Consider the following 19,779-nt stretch of genomic DNA (forward strand, 5'->3'; position numbering starts at 1 on the left):
CAGGTGGCCAGTCTGGAAGCTGGCCGTGCTGCTGTACCCGGCCACGGCGCTGACCGTGGCGATCAACCTGTTTCTGGTGGGGCTGCTGGCCCATGGGCTGGGTCAGGCTGCAATCCCGCCGGTAACGGCAATCCTGTGGGCCATACCCCTGGGCGTGCCTGCGACCTGGCTTGCGGGGCGTTGGTTACGCGGGTTGATGGATGATGCGGACGGCTAGGTCCTGATCGCGGCTGGCCCGAAGGCGCGCATTTGTCCTGGGCAGGCCTGCCCGCCTGGCCCCGTTCGATTCCCGGATCGTTTTTGGCAATGTGCCTACCAATGCGAACAAATCCTCGAACGGTCAAAGTTCAAGTGCCCATCGCCACAACGACCTGCAATCGCGTGCGATTTTTCGCTCAACCTGTCGATGGATTTTTACATTCCGGGTGATACGCTGGGGTGATATGCTCATTCAGGAGAAGATTTCATGAATATCATCTGGCTTGGCCATGGCAGCTTTCGCATCGAAACCGAAGGACAGGTGCTGTTGGTCGATCCCTGGCTGACGGGCAACCCGTCGCTTCCTGAAACACAGCATGACGCGGCCATCGACGGTGCGACGCATATCCTGCTGACGCACACGCATTTCGACCATGTTGCCGATGTCCTGTCGCTGAGCAAGCATCTGGGTATCCCGGTCGTCGGGCAATATGACCTGATGGGGTATTGGAGCGAGGCGGAAGGGATTGAAACCGTCGGCTTCAACAAGGGGGGCACGGTCAACCTGAACGGCGTCAAGGTCAGTATGGTTCCGGCCTCGCACAGTTCCACCTTTACGACACCCGAGGGGTTGCGCACCGGCGGCAGTGAGGTCGGGTTCATGATCTCGGCCGAGGACCACGTCATCTATGTTTCAGGGGACACCGACATCATGGCGGATATGGAGTGGATGGCAGATTACTACAAACCCGATATCGGGATCCTGTCGGCAGGCGGCCATTTCACCATGGACATGAAGGCGGCGGCCTATGCGGCGCGGCGGTATTTCGATTTCAAGACCGTGATTCCCTGTCATTACAAAACCTTCCCCATTCTTGAACAATCCGCGAAAGATCTGATTGATGGTTTGCCGGGCGTCGATGTGGTCGAACCGATGCTCATGCAGGCGATCAAGGTCTGATGCCCTCGTCCGACTTCAGTCCCCGCGAATACGCCGACCGCCTGGCGGCGACCCGCAGCGCCATGCACGACCGCGGCATCGACACCCTGCTGGTGAGCGACCCATCGAACATGGCGTGGCTGACCGGCTATGACGGTTGGAGCTTTTACGTCCCGCAGATGGTCATTGTTCCCAGGCACGGTTCGCCGCTGTGGTGGGGGCGCACGCAGGACAAACCCGGTGCCCGGCAAACCACATGGCTGAGCACGGACGACCTGTTCGACTGGCCCGAGGAACATGTTCAGCACAGTATGCACCACCCGGTTGACCATCTGGCGGACCTGCTGCGTGCACGCGGTTGGACCGCCGGGTTGGGCGTCGAGATGGACAATTACTATTACTCGGCCGCAAGCCACCGCATCCTGCAACAGGCCTTTGGCGCCGAGGCGCTGTCGGATGCAACCGGGCTGGTCAACTGGCAGCGCGCAATCAAAAGCGAGGCAGAGATTGCGATGATGCGCAAGGCCGGGCGGCTGACCGCGCATATGCACGCGGTCTTGCGCGATGCGTTTCGCGAAGGTTTGCCCAAGCATGAACTGGTAGCCCAGGTTCAGGCCGCCGGCATTTCGGGATTGCCGGGGCTGGCGGGCGACTATCCCGCGATCGTTCCGATCGCCCCCTCGGGGCCCGAAGCTTCGGCTTCGCATATCACGTGGAATGACCGGCCGTTGACGACCGGCGAGGCCACGTATTTCGAGATATCGGGATGTTTCAGGCGGTATCATTGCCCAGCCAGCCGCAGCCTGTTCCTGGGAACGCCGCCATCCGACATCCGGCGCGCCGAAACCGCGGTTTTGACGGCCATCGAGGACACGCTTGCCGCCGCCCGCCCCGGTGTCACCTGCGAAGAGATCGCATCCTGTGTCTATGACAGCTTTGCCAGGGCCGGATATGTCAAAGGCAACCGGACCGGGTATCCGATCGGGTTGAGCTATCCGCCGGACTGGGGCGAACGAACCATGAGCCTGCGTCCGGGCGACCGGACAATCTTGCAGGAAAACATGACATTTCACCTGATGCCCGGTCTTTGGACCCCGGATTGGGGGCTTGCCATTACCGAAAGCTTTGTGGTCACGCCGGACGGCGGCGAACCGCTGGCAGATATCCCGCGCGAACTGGTCGTCAAGGCGGGCTGACAGGCCCGGTTCGCGTGTTAATTCGGTTCGGACGGTTTGCGCTGTGCTGCGAAAAACGACCTGAGCAATGCGGCCGCTTCGGTCGCGGCGATGCCGTCGTAGACCTCGGGCGCGTGATGCGCCTGCGGGTGGCTAAAGACGCGGGCGCCATGGGCCACGCCGCCGGATTTGGGGTCGGAAGCGCCGTAGTAAACGCGCCGGATTCGGGCAGCTGCCAGCGCGGCGGCACACATCGCGCAGGGTTCCAGCGTCACGTACAGGTCATGATCCGGCAGACGTTCCGATCCGGCTGCCGCGCAGGCCGCGCGCAACGCAAGGATCTCGGCATGGGCGGTCGGGTCATTCAATTCGCGGGTGCGGTTTCCAGCTGCGGCAACGACCTTTCCGCCCGGTGCTACGACGACCGCCCCCACCGGAACCTCGCCCCGGTCGGCTGCTGCGCGCGCCTGTTCCAGCGCGTGATCCATATGCGATTTGAACTCCATGCCCCTGACTGCCCGAGAAACCCGGCTTTCGCAAGCCGACCGGATGCGCTATGGCCGAGGGATGAGCAACACTCCCCCACCCGGCGACAGGATCGCCAAAGTCCTGGCGCGCGCCGGTATTGCCTCGCGACGCGAGGCGGAACGCATGATCGCGGCAGGCCGCGTGTCAGTGAATGGCAAGCAAATCGACAGCCCGGCGTTGAATGTGACGCCAAAGGACAAAATCACCGTGGACGGCAAGGCGGTTTCCGAACCCGAACCCGCCCGCCTGTGGCTGTACCACAAACCCGCAGGCCTGGTGACCACGACGCGCGACGAAAAAGGCCGTGCCACGATTTTCGACGATCTGCCCGAAGACATGCCGCGGGTCATGAGCGTCGGTCGGCTTGACCTGAACTCGGAAGGGTTGCTGTTGCTGACCAATGATGGCGGCATCAAGCGCAAGCTGGAATTGCCGTCGACCGGCTGGTTGCGAAAATACCGGGTTCGGATCAATGGCCGCCCCAAAGACGAGGATTTCGCACCGCTGCGCAAAGGCCTGGTGATCGACGGCGAGCGTTTTCAGCCGATGACCGTCGCCCTGGACCGGCAGCAGGGCGCGAATGCGTGGCTGACAATCGGCCTGCGTGAAGGCAAGAACCGCGAAATCCGGCGGGCCATGGAAGATGTCGGCTTTGCGGTGAACCGTCTGCTGCGCGTTTCATACGGGCCATTCCAGCTGGGCGATCTGAAACCCGGCGCGGTGGAAGAAATCCGCCGCCGGGTCATGCGCGACCAGTTGGGCCTTGATGGGCCGGAAACGCCCACCGCCACAGCCAAACGCCCCGCCCGCCCCCAAAGGAAAAGACCGGCACCCGGCAGAAAATCTCGCAATTGACGGCGATCTGCCAAGCTTCCCCCTAGCGCCACACAGGCCCATCCACTAGGTTTTTGACTGTGTGCGATGAATTGGGGGACTCCATGTCCGGAACCGGAGTGCAAAAACTGGCCTATGCGGCTCTGCTTGTGCTGATGTTTGGCGTCTGTACCGGCGTTCTGGGGGGGCTTTAGCACATGGCCAAACGATACGGCGGAGAGTTCAGCCCAGATGGACAAGAGCCAACCGGCAAACCGGCAATGCGCGGGCAGTTTGACGGCGCACAGGTGAATCCGGCCGGTGCCCGTGCAAACCTGCTGTTCGTGCCTGCCATTCCTTTGGTGTTTTTGTCGCTCAATGACGGCGCGATTGGCATGACGCTGGGCCTTGTGGCCGCCGGGGTGCTGGTTGCGGCCGCTCTTTTGTTGCGCGAAGGCCTGCGCGCCGAAGCGGCGTTTAACGCGCGCCGTTCCGCGCGCCGCCCCGCCTTTCCCCGCAAGCTGTTTGCCAGCGCCCTGACCGGGGCGGGCATCGCTCTGGCGGCGTTCCGCTCTGACTATCTCGATACCCAGGCGATTGCCCAGACCAGCGTGATCGCACCTGCCCTTTTCGGTTTGGTTGCCGCCGCCCTGCATGCCGCGTCCTTTGGGCTGGACCCGATGAAAGACAAGGGCATGGAGGGGATAGACACCTATCAGCAAGACCGCGTGGCACGGGTCGTCGAAGACGCCGAGGCGCATCTGGCCGATATGTCCAACGCCATAGCGCGGGCCGGTGACCGCAGGATCGAAGCCCGCGTCGAACGTTTTCAGGCCACCGCGCGCGATCTGTTCCGCACGGTCGAAGAAGACCCGCGCGATCTTGCCGGGGCGCGAAAATACCTGACGGTCTATTTGCAGGGGGCCCGGGACGCGACGGTGAAGTTTTCCGATGTCTACGCCCGCACCCGCGATGCAAAAGCACTGGCGGATTACGCGGCGCTTCTGGACGATCTTGAACAGAATTTCGCGGCACGGACCCGCAAGATGTTACTGGATGACCGCAGCGATCTGACGGTCGAAATCGACGTGCTGCGCGAGCGTTTGCAGCGTGAAGGCGTCCGGTTGGATTGACCGGCCATTATTGAACAAGGAAGAGTCACATGTCGGATGAAATCAAGACCAAGGCCGTAGCAGCCGAAACGCTGGTGCAAGAGGTTGCCGCCGTTACCCTGCCCGAACCCAAGGCAGACGTGGTCCCCCTGGCCGATGCGGACGAACCGGTCAGCGCGGAAATTCGCAAGCGGATGGGCGAAATCGACATGGCGAACACCAATTCGATCGTGTCCTTCGGATCGTCAGCGCAGGCCGAGCTGCAGGAAATCAGCCAGGCGATGCTGGCCGATGTACGCAACAAGGATGTTGGCCCGGCAGGCGACAGCCTGAGGGACATCGTCACGACAATCCGTGGCTTTTCCGTCAGCGAACTGGACGTGCGCCGCGAACGCAGCTGGTGGGAAAAACTGCTGGGCCGGGCCGCTCCGTTCGCCAAGTTCACCGCCCAGTACGAGGAAATCCAGGACCAGATCGACCGGATCACCGACAATCTTCTGGGGCACGAGCACACCCTTTTGAAAGACATCAAGTCGCTGGATCTTTTGTATGAAAAGACCTTGGGCTTTTACGATGAACTGGCGCTTTACATCGCGGCAGGCGAAGAAAAGCTGACCGAACTGGACAGCCACGACATCCCGGAAAAGGAAGCCGCCGTTCAGGCCGCCGCCGAAGACCAGCAAGTCATGGTCGCGCAGCAGTTGCGCGATCTTCGCGCCGCCCGCGACGACCTGGAACGGCGGGTCCATGACCTGAAGCTGACCCGCCAGGTCACCATGCAATCGCTGCCGTCAATCCGGTTGGTTCAGGAAAACGACAAGTCGCTGGTCACCAAGATCAACTCGACATTGGTCAACACGGTGCCGCTGTGGGAAACGCAGCTTGCCCAGGCGGTCACCATTCAGCGCAGCGCCGAGGCTGCCGCGGCTGTTCGCGACGCAAACGACCTGACCAACGAATTGCTGACAGCCAACGCTGCAAACCTGCGCGAGTCCAACAAGATGATCCGCCAGGAAATGGAACGCGGCGTGTTCGATATCGAGGCCGTCAAACAGGCCAACGCGGACCTGATCGGCACCATCAACGAAAGCCTTGCCATCGCGGATGAGGGCAAAGCCAAACGGGCCGCCGCCGAGGAAGAGCTGAAAAAGATGGAGGCCGATCTGCGCGATACCCTGGCCTCGGCCAAGGCCCGGCGTGACGGGCTGGGCGACACGGCCGCAACCGCGGTTCCGGGCTAAGGGCGCAAACGGCGTGCGGTTCGGCAGCAATCTGAAATCTGTCCTGGCGGCATTGTCACTGCTGGCTGCGGCCGGTTGCGACGATGCCCTCAAGGCTTCGATTTCGCCGCAGCCCCGCCCGGCGGTGCCTGAGGCCGCCGCCAATGCCTATGTTCCTGCCTCGGCGGCCAGCCAGGACCTGGCGCGTTATTACGGGCAGGTACAAAGCAACCTGCTGACCCGCGGGTTGCTGCGCACGGATGGCGGCGGGCCGGACACGCCCTACGACGCGGACGACCTGGCACGCAATTTCGAGACCATCGCGTTTTTCAGCGAATATCCCGGTCAGGCCGTCAGCGGCCGCCGTACCAGCGGTCACCTGAGCCGTTGGCCCGGTTCCGTCCGCGTCATGGCCGAGTTCGGGCCATCGGTCCGGCCAGAACTGCGCCAGGAAGATGCCGCCCGCATCATCGCCTATACAAACCGGCTGGCGCGGCTGACGGGGCACCCTGTTTCGACGGTGACAAAAAACGCCAATTTCCACGTATTCGTGGCGGGCGAGGATGACACGGCCTATGTTCAGGCCCGGCTGAAGCAACTGATCCCGAATATCGGTCAGCAACAGCTTGACCTGTTCGAGGATCTGCCCCGGTCGTTTTATTGCTTTGTCTTTGCCTCGGCGCAGGCGGGCGCGCCCTATAGCTATACCCGTGCGGTTGCCCTTGTCCGGGCCGAGCATCCCGACCTGGTGCGCCTCAGCTGCATCCACGAAGAAATTGCACAGGGCCTGGGGCTGCCCAATGACAGCCTTTCGGCGCGACCGTCCATTTTCAACGATGACGACGAATTTGCGCTTTTGACCAGCCACGACGAAAAGCTACTGACCTTGCTGTACGATCCGCGCCTGAAACCGGGCATGAGCGCCGAAGACGCCCGCCCCATCGTTCGGATCATCGCACGCGAATTGATGGGGCAGTCGCTCTGACCCCGACGACAGGAGACCGAATATGGGAATTTTTGACTTTCTGACCGGAGAGTTCATCGACGTCATTCATTGGGTGGACGACACCCGCGATACAATGGTCTGGCGTTTTGAGCGTGAAGGGCACGAGATCAAGTATGGCGCCAAGCTGACAGTACGCGAAGGTCAGGCGGCGGTCTTTGTGCATGAGGGGCAGCTGGCGGATGTATTCACGCCGGGCCTCTACATGCTTGAAACCAACAACATGCCGGTCATGACGACGTTGCAGCATTGGGATCACGGGTTCCAGTCGCCGTTCAAGTCCGAAATCTATTTCGTCAACACAACCCGGTTCAACAACCTGAAATGGGGTACCAAGAACCCGATCATGCTGCGCGACCCCGAATTCGGGCCTACGCGAATTCGCGCCTTTGGCACCTATACCGTCCGGGTCAAGGATCCGGCCAGGTTCCTGGTTGAAATCGTGGGCACCGATGGCGAATTCACCATGGACGAGATCAGTTTTCAGATCCGCAACATCATCGTTCAGGAATTCAGCCGCGTGATTGCCGGTTCCGGTATTCCGGTGCTGGACATGGCCGCCAACACGGCCGACCTGGGCAAGCTGATCGCAGCCGAGGTTTCGCCGGTGCTTGAAGGGTACGGGCTTGAAATGCCCGAATTCTATATCGAGAACATCTCGTTGCCGCCCGCGGTCGAAGCCGCGCTGGACAAGCGGACGTCGATGGGGCTTGCCGGTGATCTGGGCAAATTCACCCAGTATTCGGCTGCCGAAGCCATGACAGCCGCCGCCAGCAATCCCGGTCAGGGTGGCGGCATGGGCGCGGGCCTTGGCATGGGAATGGGCATGGCGATGGCCAACCAGATGGCGAACATGGCAGCGGGCCAGCCGCGCGGCCCGTGGGGGGCGCCCGCCCCCGCTGCCCAGCAACCGGCAGCACATGCGGCCCCCCCGCCCCCGCCGCCGGTCGAGCATGTGTGGCATATCGCGGTTGACGGCCAAACCAGCGGCCCGTTTTCCAAGGCCAAGATGGGCCGAATGGCCAGCGAGGGCGAAATCAACCGGGACACGTTCGTGTGGACTGCCGGTCAGGATGGCTGGAAAAAGGCAGGCGACGTGCAAGAGCTTGCACAGCTGTTCACGATCCTTCCGCCACCGCCTCCGGGCGCCTGATTTCAGGTGTCAAAGCCAGGAACGACTTGCAAGGCGGTGCGATGACCCACGACGAACATCGTTTTCCCTGTGACCAATGCGGGGCCGATTACCGGTTTGATCCGGGCAATGGCACGTTGACCTGTGACCATTGCGGTCACGCACGGCCGATCGGTGCCGGCCCCTGGGGTGGGGCGAAACTGCGTGAACTGGACTTTGACGCCGCTCTTGCCGATCAGCTGCCCGAGGCCGAGCTGGAAGAAACGCGGGTCCTGACCTGCCCCAATTGTGCCGCCCAGGTCGAGTTTGACCCCGCGACGCATGCCGCGGAATGCCCATTCTGCGCGACACCCGTGGTGACCGATACCGGTGTCAGCCGCCATATCAAACCGCGCGGCGTTCTGCCTTTTGCTCTGGACGAGCGCACGGCCCACAAGGCGATGAGCACCTGGCTGGGCCGTCTGTGGTTCGCGCCGAACGGGCTGAAGGACTATGCCCGCAAGGGTCGCAAGATGCAGGGCATCTATGTCCCCTACTGGACCTTCGATGCCGACACGAATTCCAGTTATCGGGGCGAGCGTGGCGTCGTCTACTATGAAACCCGCACCGTGACGCGTGATGGCAAGCGGGTTCAGCAACAGGTGGCCAAGGTCCGCTGGACGCCAAAATCGGGTCGGGTGGCACGGTTCTTTGATGATGTGCTGGTCCTGGCCTCCCGATCGCTGCCCAAGTCCTATACCGACGCGTTGGAGCCGTGGGACTTGCCTGCGCTGGAACCCTATCAGCCGGAATACCTGGCGGGTTTTCGGGCCGAAGCCTATACGGTCGAGTTGCAAGAGGGTTATGCCGAGGCGCGGGCGCATATGGCGCGCGTGATCGAACGCGACGTTCGTTTCGACATCGGTGGCGACAGGCAACGTATTCACGCGGTCGACACCGACGTCCGCGACGTGACCTTCAAGCATATTCTGCTGCCGGTCTGGATGGCCGCGTATAAGTATCGCGGCCAGACCTACCGCTTTGTCGTGAACGGACGGACCGGGCGCGTTCAGGGAGAGCGGCCCTGGTCAGCGATCAAGATAACCATTGCGGTTGCCCTGGGACTGCTGGTTGCGGCCGGGATCGGTTATCTGGTCGCCACCGGACAGCAATGACGCCAACGGATCCGGGCAACGCCTTGAAGCCCCACGGAGTTTGGGCCATGCTGAGCAACAAGATACCCAGAGGCCAACGTGACCCTTTCTGCACTGAACACGCTTCTTGCTCAGCGCCACTCTTGCCGGGCATTCAGACCGGATCCCGTTCCCAGATCGGAAATCGCTGAAATTCTGGACAGCGCACGCCGCGTTCCCAGCTGGTGCAACGCGCAGCCCTGGCATGTCATTGTCACCAGCGGCGAAGAAACCGACAGGTTTCGCCGCGCCCTGATGCACGAGGCCGAAACCGGCACCTCGGCCCCGGACCTGCCATTCCCGCGCTCATATTCAGGTGTCTACCAGGACCGGCGGCGCGCCTGTGGCTGGGCGCTGTATGACGCGGTTGGTGTTCAAAAGGGCGACCGGGCCGCCTCAGCGCGGCAAATGATGCAGAACTTCTCGCTGTTTGGCGCACCCCATTGCGCCATCCTTTCCAGTCCGGCCGAGCTTGGCCCCTATGGCGCGATGGATTGCGGCGGGTTTGTCACCGCCTTTGCGCTGGCCGCCCAGGCCCTGAACATAGCGACCATACCGCAAGCAGCCGTTGCCTCATATGGTCCGTTTCTGCACAGGTATTTCAAGATACCGGATGACCGGCTGGTTTTATGCGCCATCTCTTTCGGGTATCCCGACGCAACCCATGCGGCCAATGCGTTCCGAACCGACAGGGCCGGACTGGAGGATTTCGTCGATTGGCGCGGTTGAAGCCGCAAACAAAACACCAGGAAGGAAGGCGTTCATAGTGCGCGCAGTCATACAAAGAGTTACCCGCGCCTCGGTATCGGTTGACGGCAACACGGTCGGGCAATGTGGCCCCGGTCTGATGATCCTGGTGTGCGCGATGGAAGGCGACGGGACCAAGCAGGCCACGCAACTGGCGGACAAGATCGCCAAGCTGCGGATATTTCGCGATGACGCAGGCAAGATGAACCGCTCGATCACGGATGTGGGTGGCGCGGCCCTGGTGATCAGCCAGTTCACGTTGGCCGCCGACACGTCACGTGGCAACCGCCCCGGATTTGCCGCGGCAGCCGCACCCGAAATTGGCGAAAACCTTTACAACCTGTTCGCACAGGAACTGGCGCACCGTGACATCGCCGTGGAAACCGGCATATTCGGGGCGGACATGGCAGTGGAACTGGTCAATGACGGCCCGGTCACGATTTGGATGGAGATATGATGCGCCAGGAAGAGCAAGCCGTAGAAATCTGGAAGCGCGGCGTGGCCGCTGTCGGTGGGTACGATGCCACCCTTCAGGCCCTTCCCGAGGTGTCAAAACCCGACGCGATCCTTGCCGTTGGCAAGGCGGCGGCGGCCATGGCGCGCGCCGCGCTGGATCATTTCGGCCAGATCGACACGCTTGTTGTAACCAAAGACGGCCACGGCGACGGATTGCCGGATTACGTCCGGACAATCGAAGCTGCGCACCCGGTTCCCGACGCCCGCAGCCTTGCGGGCGGGCAAGCGCTGCGGCAAGCGGTCGAGGGTTTGGGCCCTGACGCGCACGTCCTCTTGCTGGTCTCGGGGGGGGCCTCGTCATTGGCCGAAGATCTTGTCGACGGCAAAACCCTGTCGGATCTGGCCGCGCTCAACCGGCATCTTCTGTCCACCGGGATGGACATTGGCGCAATGAACGAAGAACGGCGCAAGCTGTCGCGCATCAAGGGAGCCGGATTGCTGTCCGGGTTTACGGGCGCCCGCGCGACCGTTCTGGCGATATCGGATGTTCCGGGCGACGACCTCAGGGTCGTCGGGTCCGGCATCGGCGCGCTGCCCGACGCGCCCGCATTTCAGGGCCAAGCACGGATCATCGCCTCGAACGCACATGCGCGACGCGCCGCCGCCGAGGCCGCCATCCAGGCCGGATATACCGTTCTGGCCGACGAAGAAGCATTGCATGACGACTATTTGTCCGTTTCTGCCGCATTGGGCGCGCGGCTTCGCGATATGGAACCCGGCGCGATGATTTTCGGTGGCGAACCGACGGTCATTCTGCCCAAATCGCCCGGACGGGGTGGCAGGAACCAGGCCCTGGGCCTGGCATTGGCAAAGGAAATCGCCGGGTGTCCGGGGATCACCCTTGTCGTCGGGGGAACGGACGGCACCGATGGCCCGACGGATGCCGCCGGGGCGGTTGTGGACGGAACGACCTGGTCGCCAGAGGCCGAAGACGCGCTTCTCGCCGCCGATAGCGGGACTTATCTGCACAAAAATCAGGCCCTTTTGACGACGGGGCCGACCGGCACCAACGTGATGGACCTTGTTGTCGCATTAAAGCGGTAATTTGGCGCTTTTTACATTACCCAAAGCATCAAAGCGTCGAAGGCTTGGCAAATGTCGTCACCGCCAAACGTGTTATGCGAAATCGAGGAAGACCCGGATCAGACAATTCACTTGTCGGATGGGTGTCGTCTTTCCGCCCGCGTCTGGCGCCCTGTCGATGCTTCGCAGTCACCGGTGCCGGCAATCCTCGAATACCTCCCCTATCGAAAACGCGACGGAACCGCCGATCGTGATGCGCTGACCCATCCGTGGCTGGCCAGGCGCGGATATGCCTGTATTCGTGTGGACATGCGGGGCAATGGCGACAGCCAGGGGCTGATGTCCGACGAATACACCCAGCAGGAACTGGACGATGCCGTCGAGGTCATCGACTGGCTGGCGCGGCAGCCATGGTGCAGCGGAGCGGTCGGCATGATGGGCATCAGCTGGGGCGGGTTCAACGCCCTACAGGTTGCGGCCCTGAAGCCCGATCCGTTGAAGGCGATCATCACGCTTTGTTCGACCGCGGACAGGTTTGCCGATGACATCCATTACAAGGGCGGGTGCCTTCTGAATGAAAACCTGGGCTGGGGCGCGACCATGTGGTCCTATTCGTCGCGCGCGCCCGATCCCGCGCTGTGCACCGACTGGCGCGCGCTGTGGCTGGAACGTCTGAAGGCCCAACCGTTCCTGCCATCGGTCTGGCTGCGCCACCAGACCAGGGACGCCTATTGGCAGCACGGGTCAGTCTGCGAAGACTTTGGTGCCATCCGTGCCGCGACCCTTGCCGTCGGCGGCTGGGGGGACGGGTACAAGAACACCGTGCCGACCCTGGTCGAAAACCTGAAGGCCCCGGTCAAGGGGATCGTCGGCCCCTGGGTACATAAATACCCGCATTTCGCCGTGCCCGAGCCGCGCATCGGCTTTCTGCAAGAGGCGCTGCGCTGGTGGGACCGCTGGCTCAAGGGCAGGGATACCGGCGTTGAAAACGACCCGGATTACCGCGCCTATCTTATGGATGGGGTACGTCCCGCCCGCTGGTATGCAGACCGCCCCGGCCGATGGATTGCCGAAGACGCAGGGGCCACAGCGCATCTGCCGGAACTGACATTGAGCCTGAGCGACACCGGCCTGGGCCAGTCCATCGGTTTGAACCGACGCGTCCGCTCGCCGCATCATTGCGGGATGGACAGCGGGGAATACTGCGCGATCTGGCTGGGCCCGGACATGCCCGGAGACCAGCGCCCCGATGATGCCCTTTCGGCCTGTTTCGACGGCGAACTGCTGGCCCAGGATCTTGATATCGTCGGCGCGCCAAAGGTGTGGCTGAAACTAAGCGCCGACAGGGCGCAGGCGCAAATCGCCATTCGGCTGAACCACGTACACCCGGACGGCGCATCGACCCGAATAACCTATGGCCTGTTGAATCTGGCCCACCGGGACGACCATGCCCACCCCGCCCCGCTGACGCCGGGCACGCCGGTCGAGATCAATCTGGCGCTGGACCATATTGCCTATCGCGTGCCAAAGGGCCACCAGCTGCGCGTGGCGGTTTCCAGTGCCTACTGGCCCCTGATCTGGCCCTCGCCCGAGACCGCTGAACTGCACCTGCAGGACGGCGAGATCACGCTTCCCCACCGCGCATCGGGTTCGACGGATGAATACCAGTTCCCCCCACCGGAAGCAGACCCGCCGCGCCCGTGCGAAACCTTGCGCGCGCCCAGCCATTCGCGGCGCGTGGAAACGGATATGAATACAGGCGTCACCCAATTGGTCCTCAAGGACGATTTTGGATTGGTCAAAGACGGCGGCCACGGGCTGATCAGCGGCGGCTCGGCGCGTGAAACGTGGTCGATCCATCCCGACGACCCGCTATCGGCAAGAGGCGCGTGCCACTGGACCTCGGAACAGCAGCGCGAAGGCACAATTCTGCGCACCGAGGCCCGCTGTGAAATGTGGTCAGATCACCGGTCGTTTTTCCTGAAGGCCACCATGCAGGCCTTTGAAAACGACGTTGAGGTGTTTTCACGCGAATTGGAGGACGAAATTCCACGCGATAACTTATAGTTCCCGCCCCTGTTCGGCGGGACATTTAACCTTGCCCGACGGGCGGAAATGCGCAACGTTGACTCATGCGTCAATAAAAATGCCCAAAGGGCGATAATCCAGCAACTGGGAGAATACCGAATGAACGAACAACTCACTCATATGGCCAGTCAGGTAACCGCAAGGAAAATGACCCGCCGCGAGTTCATGGGAAAAGCCACCGCATTGGGCGTTTCCGCCGCAATGGCCAGCACGCTGTTTGCCGATGCGGCCCGAGCGGCCGGTCCCAACAAGGGCGGTGATTTGAAACTTGGGTTGCAGGGCGGTGAATCCACCAACTCTCTGGACCCAGCCACATATGCCAGCTCGGTCCCGTTCCAGAACGGCAGGCAGTTCGGCGACACCCTTGTCGAAGTCGCCCCCGACGGGTCGATCGAGCCGCGCCTGGCCGAAAGCGTCGAGGGCAGCGCGGACGCCAAGGTCTGGACCTTCAAGCTGCGTCAGGGCGTGGAATTCCACAACGGCAAGACCATGACAAGCGAAGACGCCTTGAAGACCATGCAGCGTCATTCGAACGAAGATTCGAAATCCGGTGCCTTGGGCATCATGAAAGGCATCGAGTCGATGAAGGCCGATGGCGACAACTTCCAGATTACCCTGGCTGAGCCGAACGCCGACCTGCCTTATCTGATGGCCGATTACCACCTGATCATTCAGCCTGATGGCGGCATGGACGACCCCGCCGCAGGTATCGGCACAGGCCCCTACAAGGTTGAGGTTGACGAGCCCGGCGTGCGTCACCTGTTCACCAAGTTCGAGAACCACTGGAACCCCGATTTCGGCAATTTCGACAGCGTCGAAGTGATCGTCATCAACGATGCGACCGCGCGGACGGCTGCGCTGCAATCCGGTCAGGTTCATGCGATCAACCGGGTCGAACCGAAAGTGGCCGATCTGCTGGGTCGCGCGCCGAACCTGACGGTACATTCGACCGCTGGCCGCGGTCATTACGTGTTCATCATGCATTGCGACACCGCGCCGTTCGACAACAACGAACTGCGCCTGGCCCTGAAATACGCGATCAACCGTCAGGAACTGGTCGACAAGGTCCTGCGCGGGTATGGCTCGGTGGGCAACGACATGCCGATCAACGCCGCTTATCCGTTGTTTGACGGGTCCATCCCGCAGCGCGAATTCAGCATTGAAAAAGCCGCCGAGCATTACAAGAAATCCGGCCATGACGGGTCGCCCATCATTCTGCGTGTGGCCGATGGGGCCTTCCCGGGTGCCGTGGACGCGGCAGCTCTGTTCCAGCAGACCGCAGCGCAGGCTGGAATTCCGCTGGAAATCAAGCGCGAACCCAATGACGGTTATTGGTCCGAAGTCTGGAACGTGCAGCCCTTCTGCGCATCCTACTGGGGCGGTCGCCCTGTGCAGGACCAGATGTATTCGACCGCGTACCTGTCATCCGCCGACTGGAACGACACCCGGTTCAAAGTGCCGGAGTTTGACGAGATGCTGTTTGCCGCGCGGGCCGAACTGGACAACGACAAGCGCAAGGATATCTACAGCAGCATGGGCATGATGGTACGCGATCAGGGCGGCCTGATCTGCCCCATGTTCAACGACTTTGTCGAGGGTGTCAGCAACCAGCTGGAAGGCTGGGAAACCGACCCTACCCAAGAGATGATGAACGGGAACATGTCGCGCAAGATGTGGTTCGCATAAGTCAGGCCACAGGATATGCATCCTATCATCAAACTGGTTTCCCAGCGCCTTGCGCTGGGACTCCTGCTTCTCTTCGGTGCATCGGCTCTGATTTTCGGCCTCACCGAAGCCCTTCCCGGGGATGCTGCGCAAGCGGTCCTTGGTCAATCCGCAACCCCCGAGGCGCTGGCAAACCTGCGCGAAGAAATGGGCCTGAACCGCCCTGCCCTGACCCGCTATTTCGAATGGCTAGGAGGCATTTTGCAGGGCGATCTGGGTCAATCCCTGACCAACAAACTGGACATCGCTGAAAGTATCGGAAAACGGCTGGGCAACACGCTGTTTCTGGCTTGTGCAGCAGCGATCGTGTCCGTCCCGCTTGCGATCTTTCTGGGCTTGCTGGCCGTCCGGTTCCGCAACCGCTGGCCTGACAAACTGATTTCTGCAATCACGCTGACCACGGTCTCGATCCCGGAATTCCTGATCGGCTATGTCGTGATTTACTTCGTATCGGTCAAGCTTGGGTGGTTTTCCTCGCTCGCCATGATCAACGATTCGATGAGCTTTGGCGAAAAGCTCAATGCGATCACCTTGCCCGCCTTCGTGCTGACACTGGTGGTTCTGGCACAGATGATGCGGATGACCCGCGCGGCGATCCTGAACCTGATGCAATCGGCCTATATCGAAACGGCTGAACTCAAGGGCCTGTCGAATTTTCAGGTCATCGCACGCCACGCGTTCCCCAATGCCATTTCTCCGATCGTCAATGTGGTGATGCTGAACCTGGCCTATCTGGTCGTCGGCGTCGTCGTGGTCGAAGTGGTGTTCGTCTATCCCGGCATGGGCCAATACCTGGTGGATTCCGTGACCAAGCGCGACGTGCCGGTCGTTCTGGCCTGTGGCGTCGTCTTCGCTGCGGTCTATATCGGGCTGAACATGGTTGCCGATATTGTCTCGATCGTCGCCAACCCCAGACTGAGGCATCCGAAATGATGAAGAATATACCTATTTCGGCCATGATCGGTCTGTTTTTCACGGGCCTGTATTTCTTTGTGGCCTTTGCCGCCCCGGTGATTGCCCCCTATGGCATGGCCGAAGTGGTCGGCGATGTCTGGGAACCCTCAAGCGCCGAGCACTTGTTGGGGACCGACAATATCGGTCGCGACCTTCTGACGCGAATGATCTACGGTGGGCGAACGACGATCTTGATCGCTGCTGCGGCCACGATCCTCAGTTTTGTCACCGGAACATCCTTTGGCTTGCTTGCTGCCGTTCTGGGTGGGTGGGCCGATCAGGCGCTCAGCCGGACAGTTGATCTGATCATGTCGATCCCGACGCTGATCCTGGCACTTGTCATTCTGGCCATCGTCCCCGTGACGGTTCCGACGCTGATCCTGGTGATGGGCCTGCTGGATGCCACGCGGCCCTATCGACTGTCGCGATCCGTTGCGGTGGACATCAACGTGATGGATTACGTCGAAGCCGCCAAGCTGCGCGGCGAAGGTCGGGTCTGGATCATTTTCCGGGAAATCCTGCCCAATGCCCTGTCACCGCTGGTGGCCGAGTTTGGGTTGCGGTTCATTTTCATGGTCCTGTTCATCTCGACCCTGTCTTTCCTAGGGCTGGGCGTTCAGCCGCCACTGGCCGACTGGGGGGGCATCGTGAAGGAAAACAAGGATGGCATCGTATATGGTATCGGCGCGGCGCTGTATCCCGCGGTTGCCATCGCGACACTGGCTATCTCGGTCAACCTGGTGGCTGACTGGGTTCTGAACCGGACGACATCGCTGAAAGGAGGTCGGGGATGAGTGATACCCTTCTCAAGGTCCGCGACCTCAAAATCGGCGCGACAGTCTATCCGCCGGGTGAAAAACCCCATGACATCGAAATCGTGCACGGGGTCAGTTTTGACCTGGAACGCGGCAAGGTGCTTGGGTTGATCGGTGAATCGGGCGCTGGCAAATCGACCATTGGTCTGGCCTCGATGGCTTATGGCCGGGGCGGTGTAAAAATCACCGGCGGCGAGGTTTGGGTCAACGGGCGCGATATCCTGCAATCGTCGCATGGCGACATTCGCAAGCTGCGCGGGGGTGAGGTCACCTATGTGTCCCAATCCGCCGCCGCATCCTTCAACCCGGCCAAGAAGATCATGGATCAGGTTGTCGAAGCCGCCGTTGAACAGAAAAAGTTCAGCCGCAAAGAGGCCGAAACCCGCGCGCGCGATCTGTTTGCCAAGCTCGGCCTGCCGGACCCTGACAATATCGGTGATCGTTACCCGCACCAGGTCTCGGGCGGTCAGCTACAGCGGTGCATGACGGCGCTGGCGCTTTGCCCGGAACCCGATCTGGTGGTGTTCGACGAACCCACCACGGCGCTGGATGTGACCACGCAGATCGATGTTTTGATGGCGATCAAGGAAGCAATCGCGGATACCGGCGTTGCCGCGCTGTACATCACGCACGACCTTGCCGTCGTTGCACAGGTCAGCGACGACATCATGGTTTTGCGGATGGGCAATACGGTCGAATACGGCAGCACCGACCAGATCATCAACAGCCCGCAGGAAGACTATACCAAGGCGCTGGTCTCGGTCCGTTCGATCGAGCATGAAGAAAAGAAACCCACGCCGGAACCGGTGCTGAGCGTTGACGGGATCACCGCGCGCTACAAGGGGTTGAATTTCGATGTGCTGCACAACGTCAATGTCGAGCTTCACCCTGGGCAGACGCTGGCGGTTGTGGGTGAATCCGGCTCGGGCAAGTCGACATTGGCGCGGGTGATCACCGGCCTGCTGCCGCCGCGCGACGGCGAGATCACTTTTGCCGGGCGCAAGATATCTGCCGACCTCAAGGGGCGCACCCGCGAAGACCTGCGCGAATTGCAGATGATCTACCAGATGGCCGATGTGGCGATGAATCCACGACAGACCGTGGGCACGATCATCGGGCGGCCGCTGGAGTTTTACTTCAACATGCGCGGGTCCGAGAAACGCAAGCGTATCGTGGAACTGCTGGACGAGATCGAGCTGGGCGAAAAATTCATCGACCGCTACCCGGCCGAACTGTCCGGCGGCCAGAAACAACGCGTCTGCATTGCCCGTTCACTGGCGGCCAAGCCCAAGATGATCATCTGCGATGAGGTGACCTCGGCGCTGGACCCGCTTGTGGCGGACGGCATTCTCAAGCTGCTGCTGGACCTGCAAAAGATCGAAGATGTGGCGTATCTGTTCATCACGCACGATCTGGCGACGGTTCGGGCCATCAGCGACAGTATTGCGGTAATGTATCAGGGGCGCGTCGTGCGCTATGGCTCAAAATCTGAGGTGCTGAGCCCGCCCTATGATGACTATACCGACCTTCTGCTCAGCTCGGTGCCCGAAATGCACCTGGGGTGGCTGGAAGAGGTCGTCGCCCACCGCAAAATGGAAAGCGCCGGGAACTGATCCCGGCCTTTCTGGCGGCTTTTTCCGAAACGCGCGGGGTTTGGCCCGCCGGACCTTTGTGCTGTGTCGGGAACAGATCAATGCGTCGCGAACAGGTGGCCCCGGCTTGGATTGGCCGCTAAGCTGGGCACGAACAATCTGGTCACCGGGACCGCGCAATGGACCAAAAACTGCTTTTGATCATTCTGGACGGCGTTCCCTGGCGCAATTTCAGGCGTCTGTTCGGCAATCTGGAAGGGTGGGTAGACAGCGGAGAGGCGCGCGTCTGGAAACACCGCTCGGTCCTGCCGTCGATATCGGCCAGTTGTTATGCATCGATCCATACCGGAGTGTCCCCGCAGGACCATGGATGCACCGGAAACCGCAATGTTTTCCGGTTGGGCCACAAGGACATCTTTAGCCAGGTTCGCGCGGCGGGTGGCGTGACCGGTGCGGTGGCCCACAGTTTCTGGTCGGAATTCTTTAACCGTCACCCATTCGATCAGGTCCGCGACATCGAATATGACGAACCCGAAAGCCCGACGATAAACCATGGCCGGTTTCACACCATGACCGGCTATGGGGTCGCCAACCAGATGACGCCATCCGATGTCGATCTTTTTGCCACTTTGACCAACATGTGCCTGCGCCACGGGTTGGATTACGGCATCCTGCACACCTGCACGCTCGACAGCATGGGGCACCGGTTCCACCACGATTGCCAGGAAATGGACCACGCCTGTTTTGTCATGGACGAGATGCTGGCCCCCTTCATCCCCCGCTGGCGCCAGATGGGGTACGAGGTCATCGTAACGGCGGATCATGGGCAGGACCAACGCGGCCACCATGGCGGGCGCGACGCGTTGCAGCAGGATACGGCCCTGTATTATTTCGGCCAGGCCAACGGCCCCAGTTCAGATGTCGTGATCGATCAGCTTCAGCTGGCACCGACAGTGCTGTCACGCATGGGGGCGCCGCTGGCGGATACCATGACGGCGACACCGTTTCTGGAATGACCCAAAGCCC

19 protein-coding genes are annotated in these 19,779 nt (G+C 61.4%); 18 read left to right on the forward strand and 1 reads right to left on the reverse strand.

Annotated elements, in window-relative coordinates; genetic code table 11:
- Positions 1 to 25: 25 nt before the first annotated feature.
- The 3 genes from ACXAG8_RS06975 (at position 26) to ACXAG8_RS06985 (ending at position 2,334) form a co-directional block, all read left to right on the forward strand.
- Complete coding sequence (locus ACXAG8_RS06975) at positions 26 to 217, forward strand: hypothetical protein (protein ID WP_475223063.1); 192 nt, start codon at positions 26 to 28, stop codon at positions 215 to 217.
- Positions 218 to 466: 249 nt separating this feature from the next.
- Entirely contained in the window at positions 467 to 1,159 is a 693-nt protein-coding gene (locus tag ACXAG8_RS06980) for a metal-dependent hydrolase (protein WP_475223064.1), read from the forward strand.
- On the forward strand, positions 1,159 to 2,334 hold the full coding sequence (locus ACXAG8_RS06985) for a M24 family metallopeptidase (RefSeq protein ID WP_475223065.1): 1,176 nt from the start codon (positions 1,159 to 1,161) through the stop codon (positions 2,332 to 2,334). Before ACXAG8_RS06980 ends, ACXAG8_RS06985 begins: the two co-directional genes overlap by 1 nt.
- A 17-nt stretch (positions 2,335 to 2,351) precedes the next feature.
- Here ACXAG8_RS06985 and ACXAG8_RS06990 read toward each other — a convergent pair whose 3' ends face one another.
- Positions 2,352 to 2,819: a nucleoside deaminase gene (locus tag ACXAG8_RS06990; RefSeq protein ID WP_475223066.1), complete on the reverse strand. Its 468-nt coding sequence runs from the start codon at positions 2,817 to 2,819 to the stop codon at positions 2,352 to 2,354.
- A gap of 61 nt (positions 2,820 to 2,880) precedes the next feature.
- On the opposite strand from ACXAG8_RS06990, the gene ACXAG8_RS06995 reads away from it, so the two are divergent.
- The 15 genes from ACXAG8_RS06995 (at position 2,881) to ACXAG8_RS07065 (ending at position 19,769) form a co-directional block, all read left to right on the forward strand.
- The gene (locus tag ACXAG8_RS06995) at positions 2,881 to 3,696 is read left to right on the forward strand and encodes a pseudouridine synthase (RefSeq protein WP_475223068.1); all 816 of its coding nucleotides are present in this window, start codon (positions 2,881 to 2,883) and stop codon (positions 3,694 to 3,696) included.
- A 176-nt stretch (positions 3,697 to 3,872) separates the two neighbouring features.
- Complete coding sequence (locus ACXAG8_RS07000) at positions 3,873 to 4,787, forward strand: 5-bromo-4-chloroindolyl phosphate hydrolysis family protein (protein WP_475223069.1); 915 nt, start codon at positions 3,873 to 3,875, stop codon at positions 4,785 to 4,787.
- 29 nt (positions 4,788 to 4,816) lie between these two features.
- Positions 4,817 to 6,007, forward strand: coding sequence for a toxic anion resistance protein (locus tag ACXAG8_RS07005; protein WP_475223070.1), 1,191 nt, complete (start codon positions 4,817 to 4,819; stop codon positions 6,005 to 6,007).
- 13 nt (positions 6,008 to 6,020) lie between these two features.
- A complete protein-coding gene (locus tag ACXAG8_RS07010) occupies positions 6,021 to 6,971 on the forward strand; it encodes a DUF2927 domain-containing protein (protein WP_475223071.1) in 951 nt (316 codons plus the stop codon).
- Between the two features lie 22 nt (positions 6,972 to 6,993).
- Positions 6,994 to 8,142 (forward strand): SPFH domain-containing protein, encoded by a 1,149-nt coding sequence (locus ACXAG8_RS07015; RefSeq protein ID WP_475223072.1) that lies wholly within the window; start codon positions 6,994 to 6,996, stop codon positions 8,140 to 8,142.
- Between the two features lie 41 nt (positions 8,143 to 8,183).
- Positions 8,184 to 9,275, forward strand: a complete 1,092-nt coding sequence (locus ACXAG8_RS07020; protein WP_475223073.1) for a TFIIB-type zinc finger domain-containing protein — start codon at positions 8,184 to 8,186, stop codon at positions 9,273 to 9,275.
- A gap of 78 nt (positions 9,276 to 9,353) precedes the next feature.
- A complete protein-coding gene (locus ACXAG8_RS07025; protein WP_475223074.1) occupies positions 9,354 to 10,022 on the forward strand; it encodes a nitroreductase in 669 nt (222 codons plus the stop codon).
- 37 nt (positions 10,023 to 10,059) lie between these two features.
- Complete coding sequence (gene dtd, locus ACXAG8_RS07030) at positions 10,060 to 10,497, forward strand: D-aminoacyl-tRNA deacylase (RefSeq protein ID WP_475223075.1); 438 nt, start codon at positions 10,060 to 10,062, stop codon at positions 10,495 to 10,497.
- Complete coding sequence (locus ACXAG8_RS07035; protein ID WP_475223076.1) at positions 10,494 to 11,600, forward strand: DUF4147 domain-containing protein; 1,107 nt, start codon at positions 10,494 to 10,496, stop codon at positions 11,598 to 11,600. Before dtd ends, ACXAG8_RS07035 begins: the two co-directional genes overlap by 4 nt.
- 51 nt (positions 11,601 to 11,651) lie before the next feature.
- On the forward strand, positions 11,652 to 13,646 hold the full coding sequence (locus tag ACXAG8_RS07040) for a CocE/NonD family hydrolase (RefSeq protein ID WP_475223077.1): 1,995 nt from the start codon (positions 11,652 to 11,654) through the stop codon (positions 13,644 to 13,646).
- Positions 13,647 to 13,766: 120 nt separating this feature from the next.
- Positions 13,767 to 15,353, forward strand: a complete 1,587-nt coding sequence (locus ACXAG8_RS07045; RefSeq protein ID WP_475223078.1) for an ABC transporter substrate-binding protein — start codon at positions 13,767 to 13,769, stop codon at positions 15,351 to 15,353.
- Positions 15,354 to 15,368: 15 nt separating this feature from the next.
- Complete coding sequence (locus tag ACXAG8_RS07050) at positions 15,369 to 16,325, forward strand: ABC transporter permease (RefSeq protein WP_475223079.1); 957 nt, start codon at positions 15,369 to 15,371, stop codon at positions 16,323 to 16,325.
- Positions 16,325 to 17,140: an ABC transporter permease gene (locus ACXAG8_RS07055; RefSeq protein WP_475223128.1), complete on the forward strand. Its 816-nt coding sequence runs from the start codon at positions 16,325 to 16,327 to the stop codon at positions 17,138 to 17,140. The genes ACXAG8_RS07050 and ACXAG8_RS07055 overlap by 1 nt, the downstream gene beginning before the upstream one ends.
- Positions 17,137 to 18,774: an ABC transporter ATP-binding protein gene (locus ACXAG8_RS07060; protein ID WP_475223080.1), complete on the forward strand. Its 1,638-nt coding sequence runs from the start codon at positions 17,137 to 17,139 to the stop codon at positions 18,772 to 18,774. The genes ACXAG8_RS07055 and ACXAG8_RS07060 overlap by 4 nt, the downstream gene beginning before the upstream one ends.
- A gap of 158 nt (positions 18,775 to 18,932) precedes the next feature.
- Positions 18,933 to 19,769 (forward strand): alkaline phosphatase family protein, encoded by an 837-nt coding sequence (locus ACXAG8_RS07065; protein ID WP_475223081.1) that lies wholly within the window; start codon positions 18,933 to 18,935, stop codon positions 19,767 to 19,769.
- Positions 19,770 to 19,779: the final 10 nt, after the last annotated feature.

The organism is Ruegeria sp. ABD4_443, from assembly GCF_056160865.1.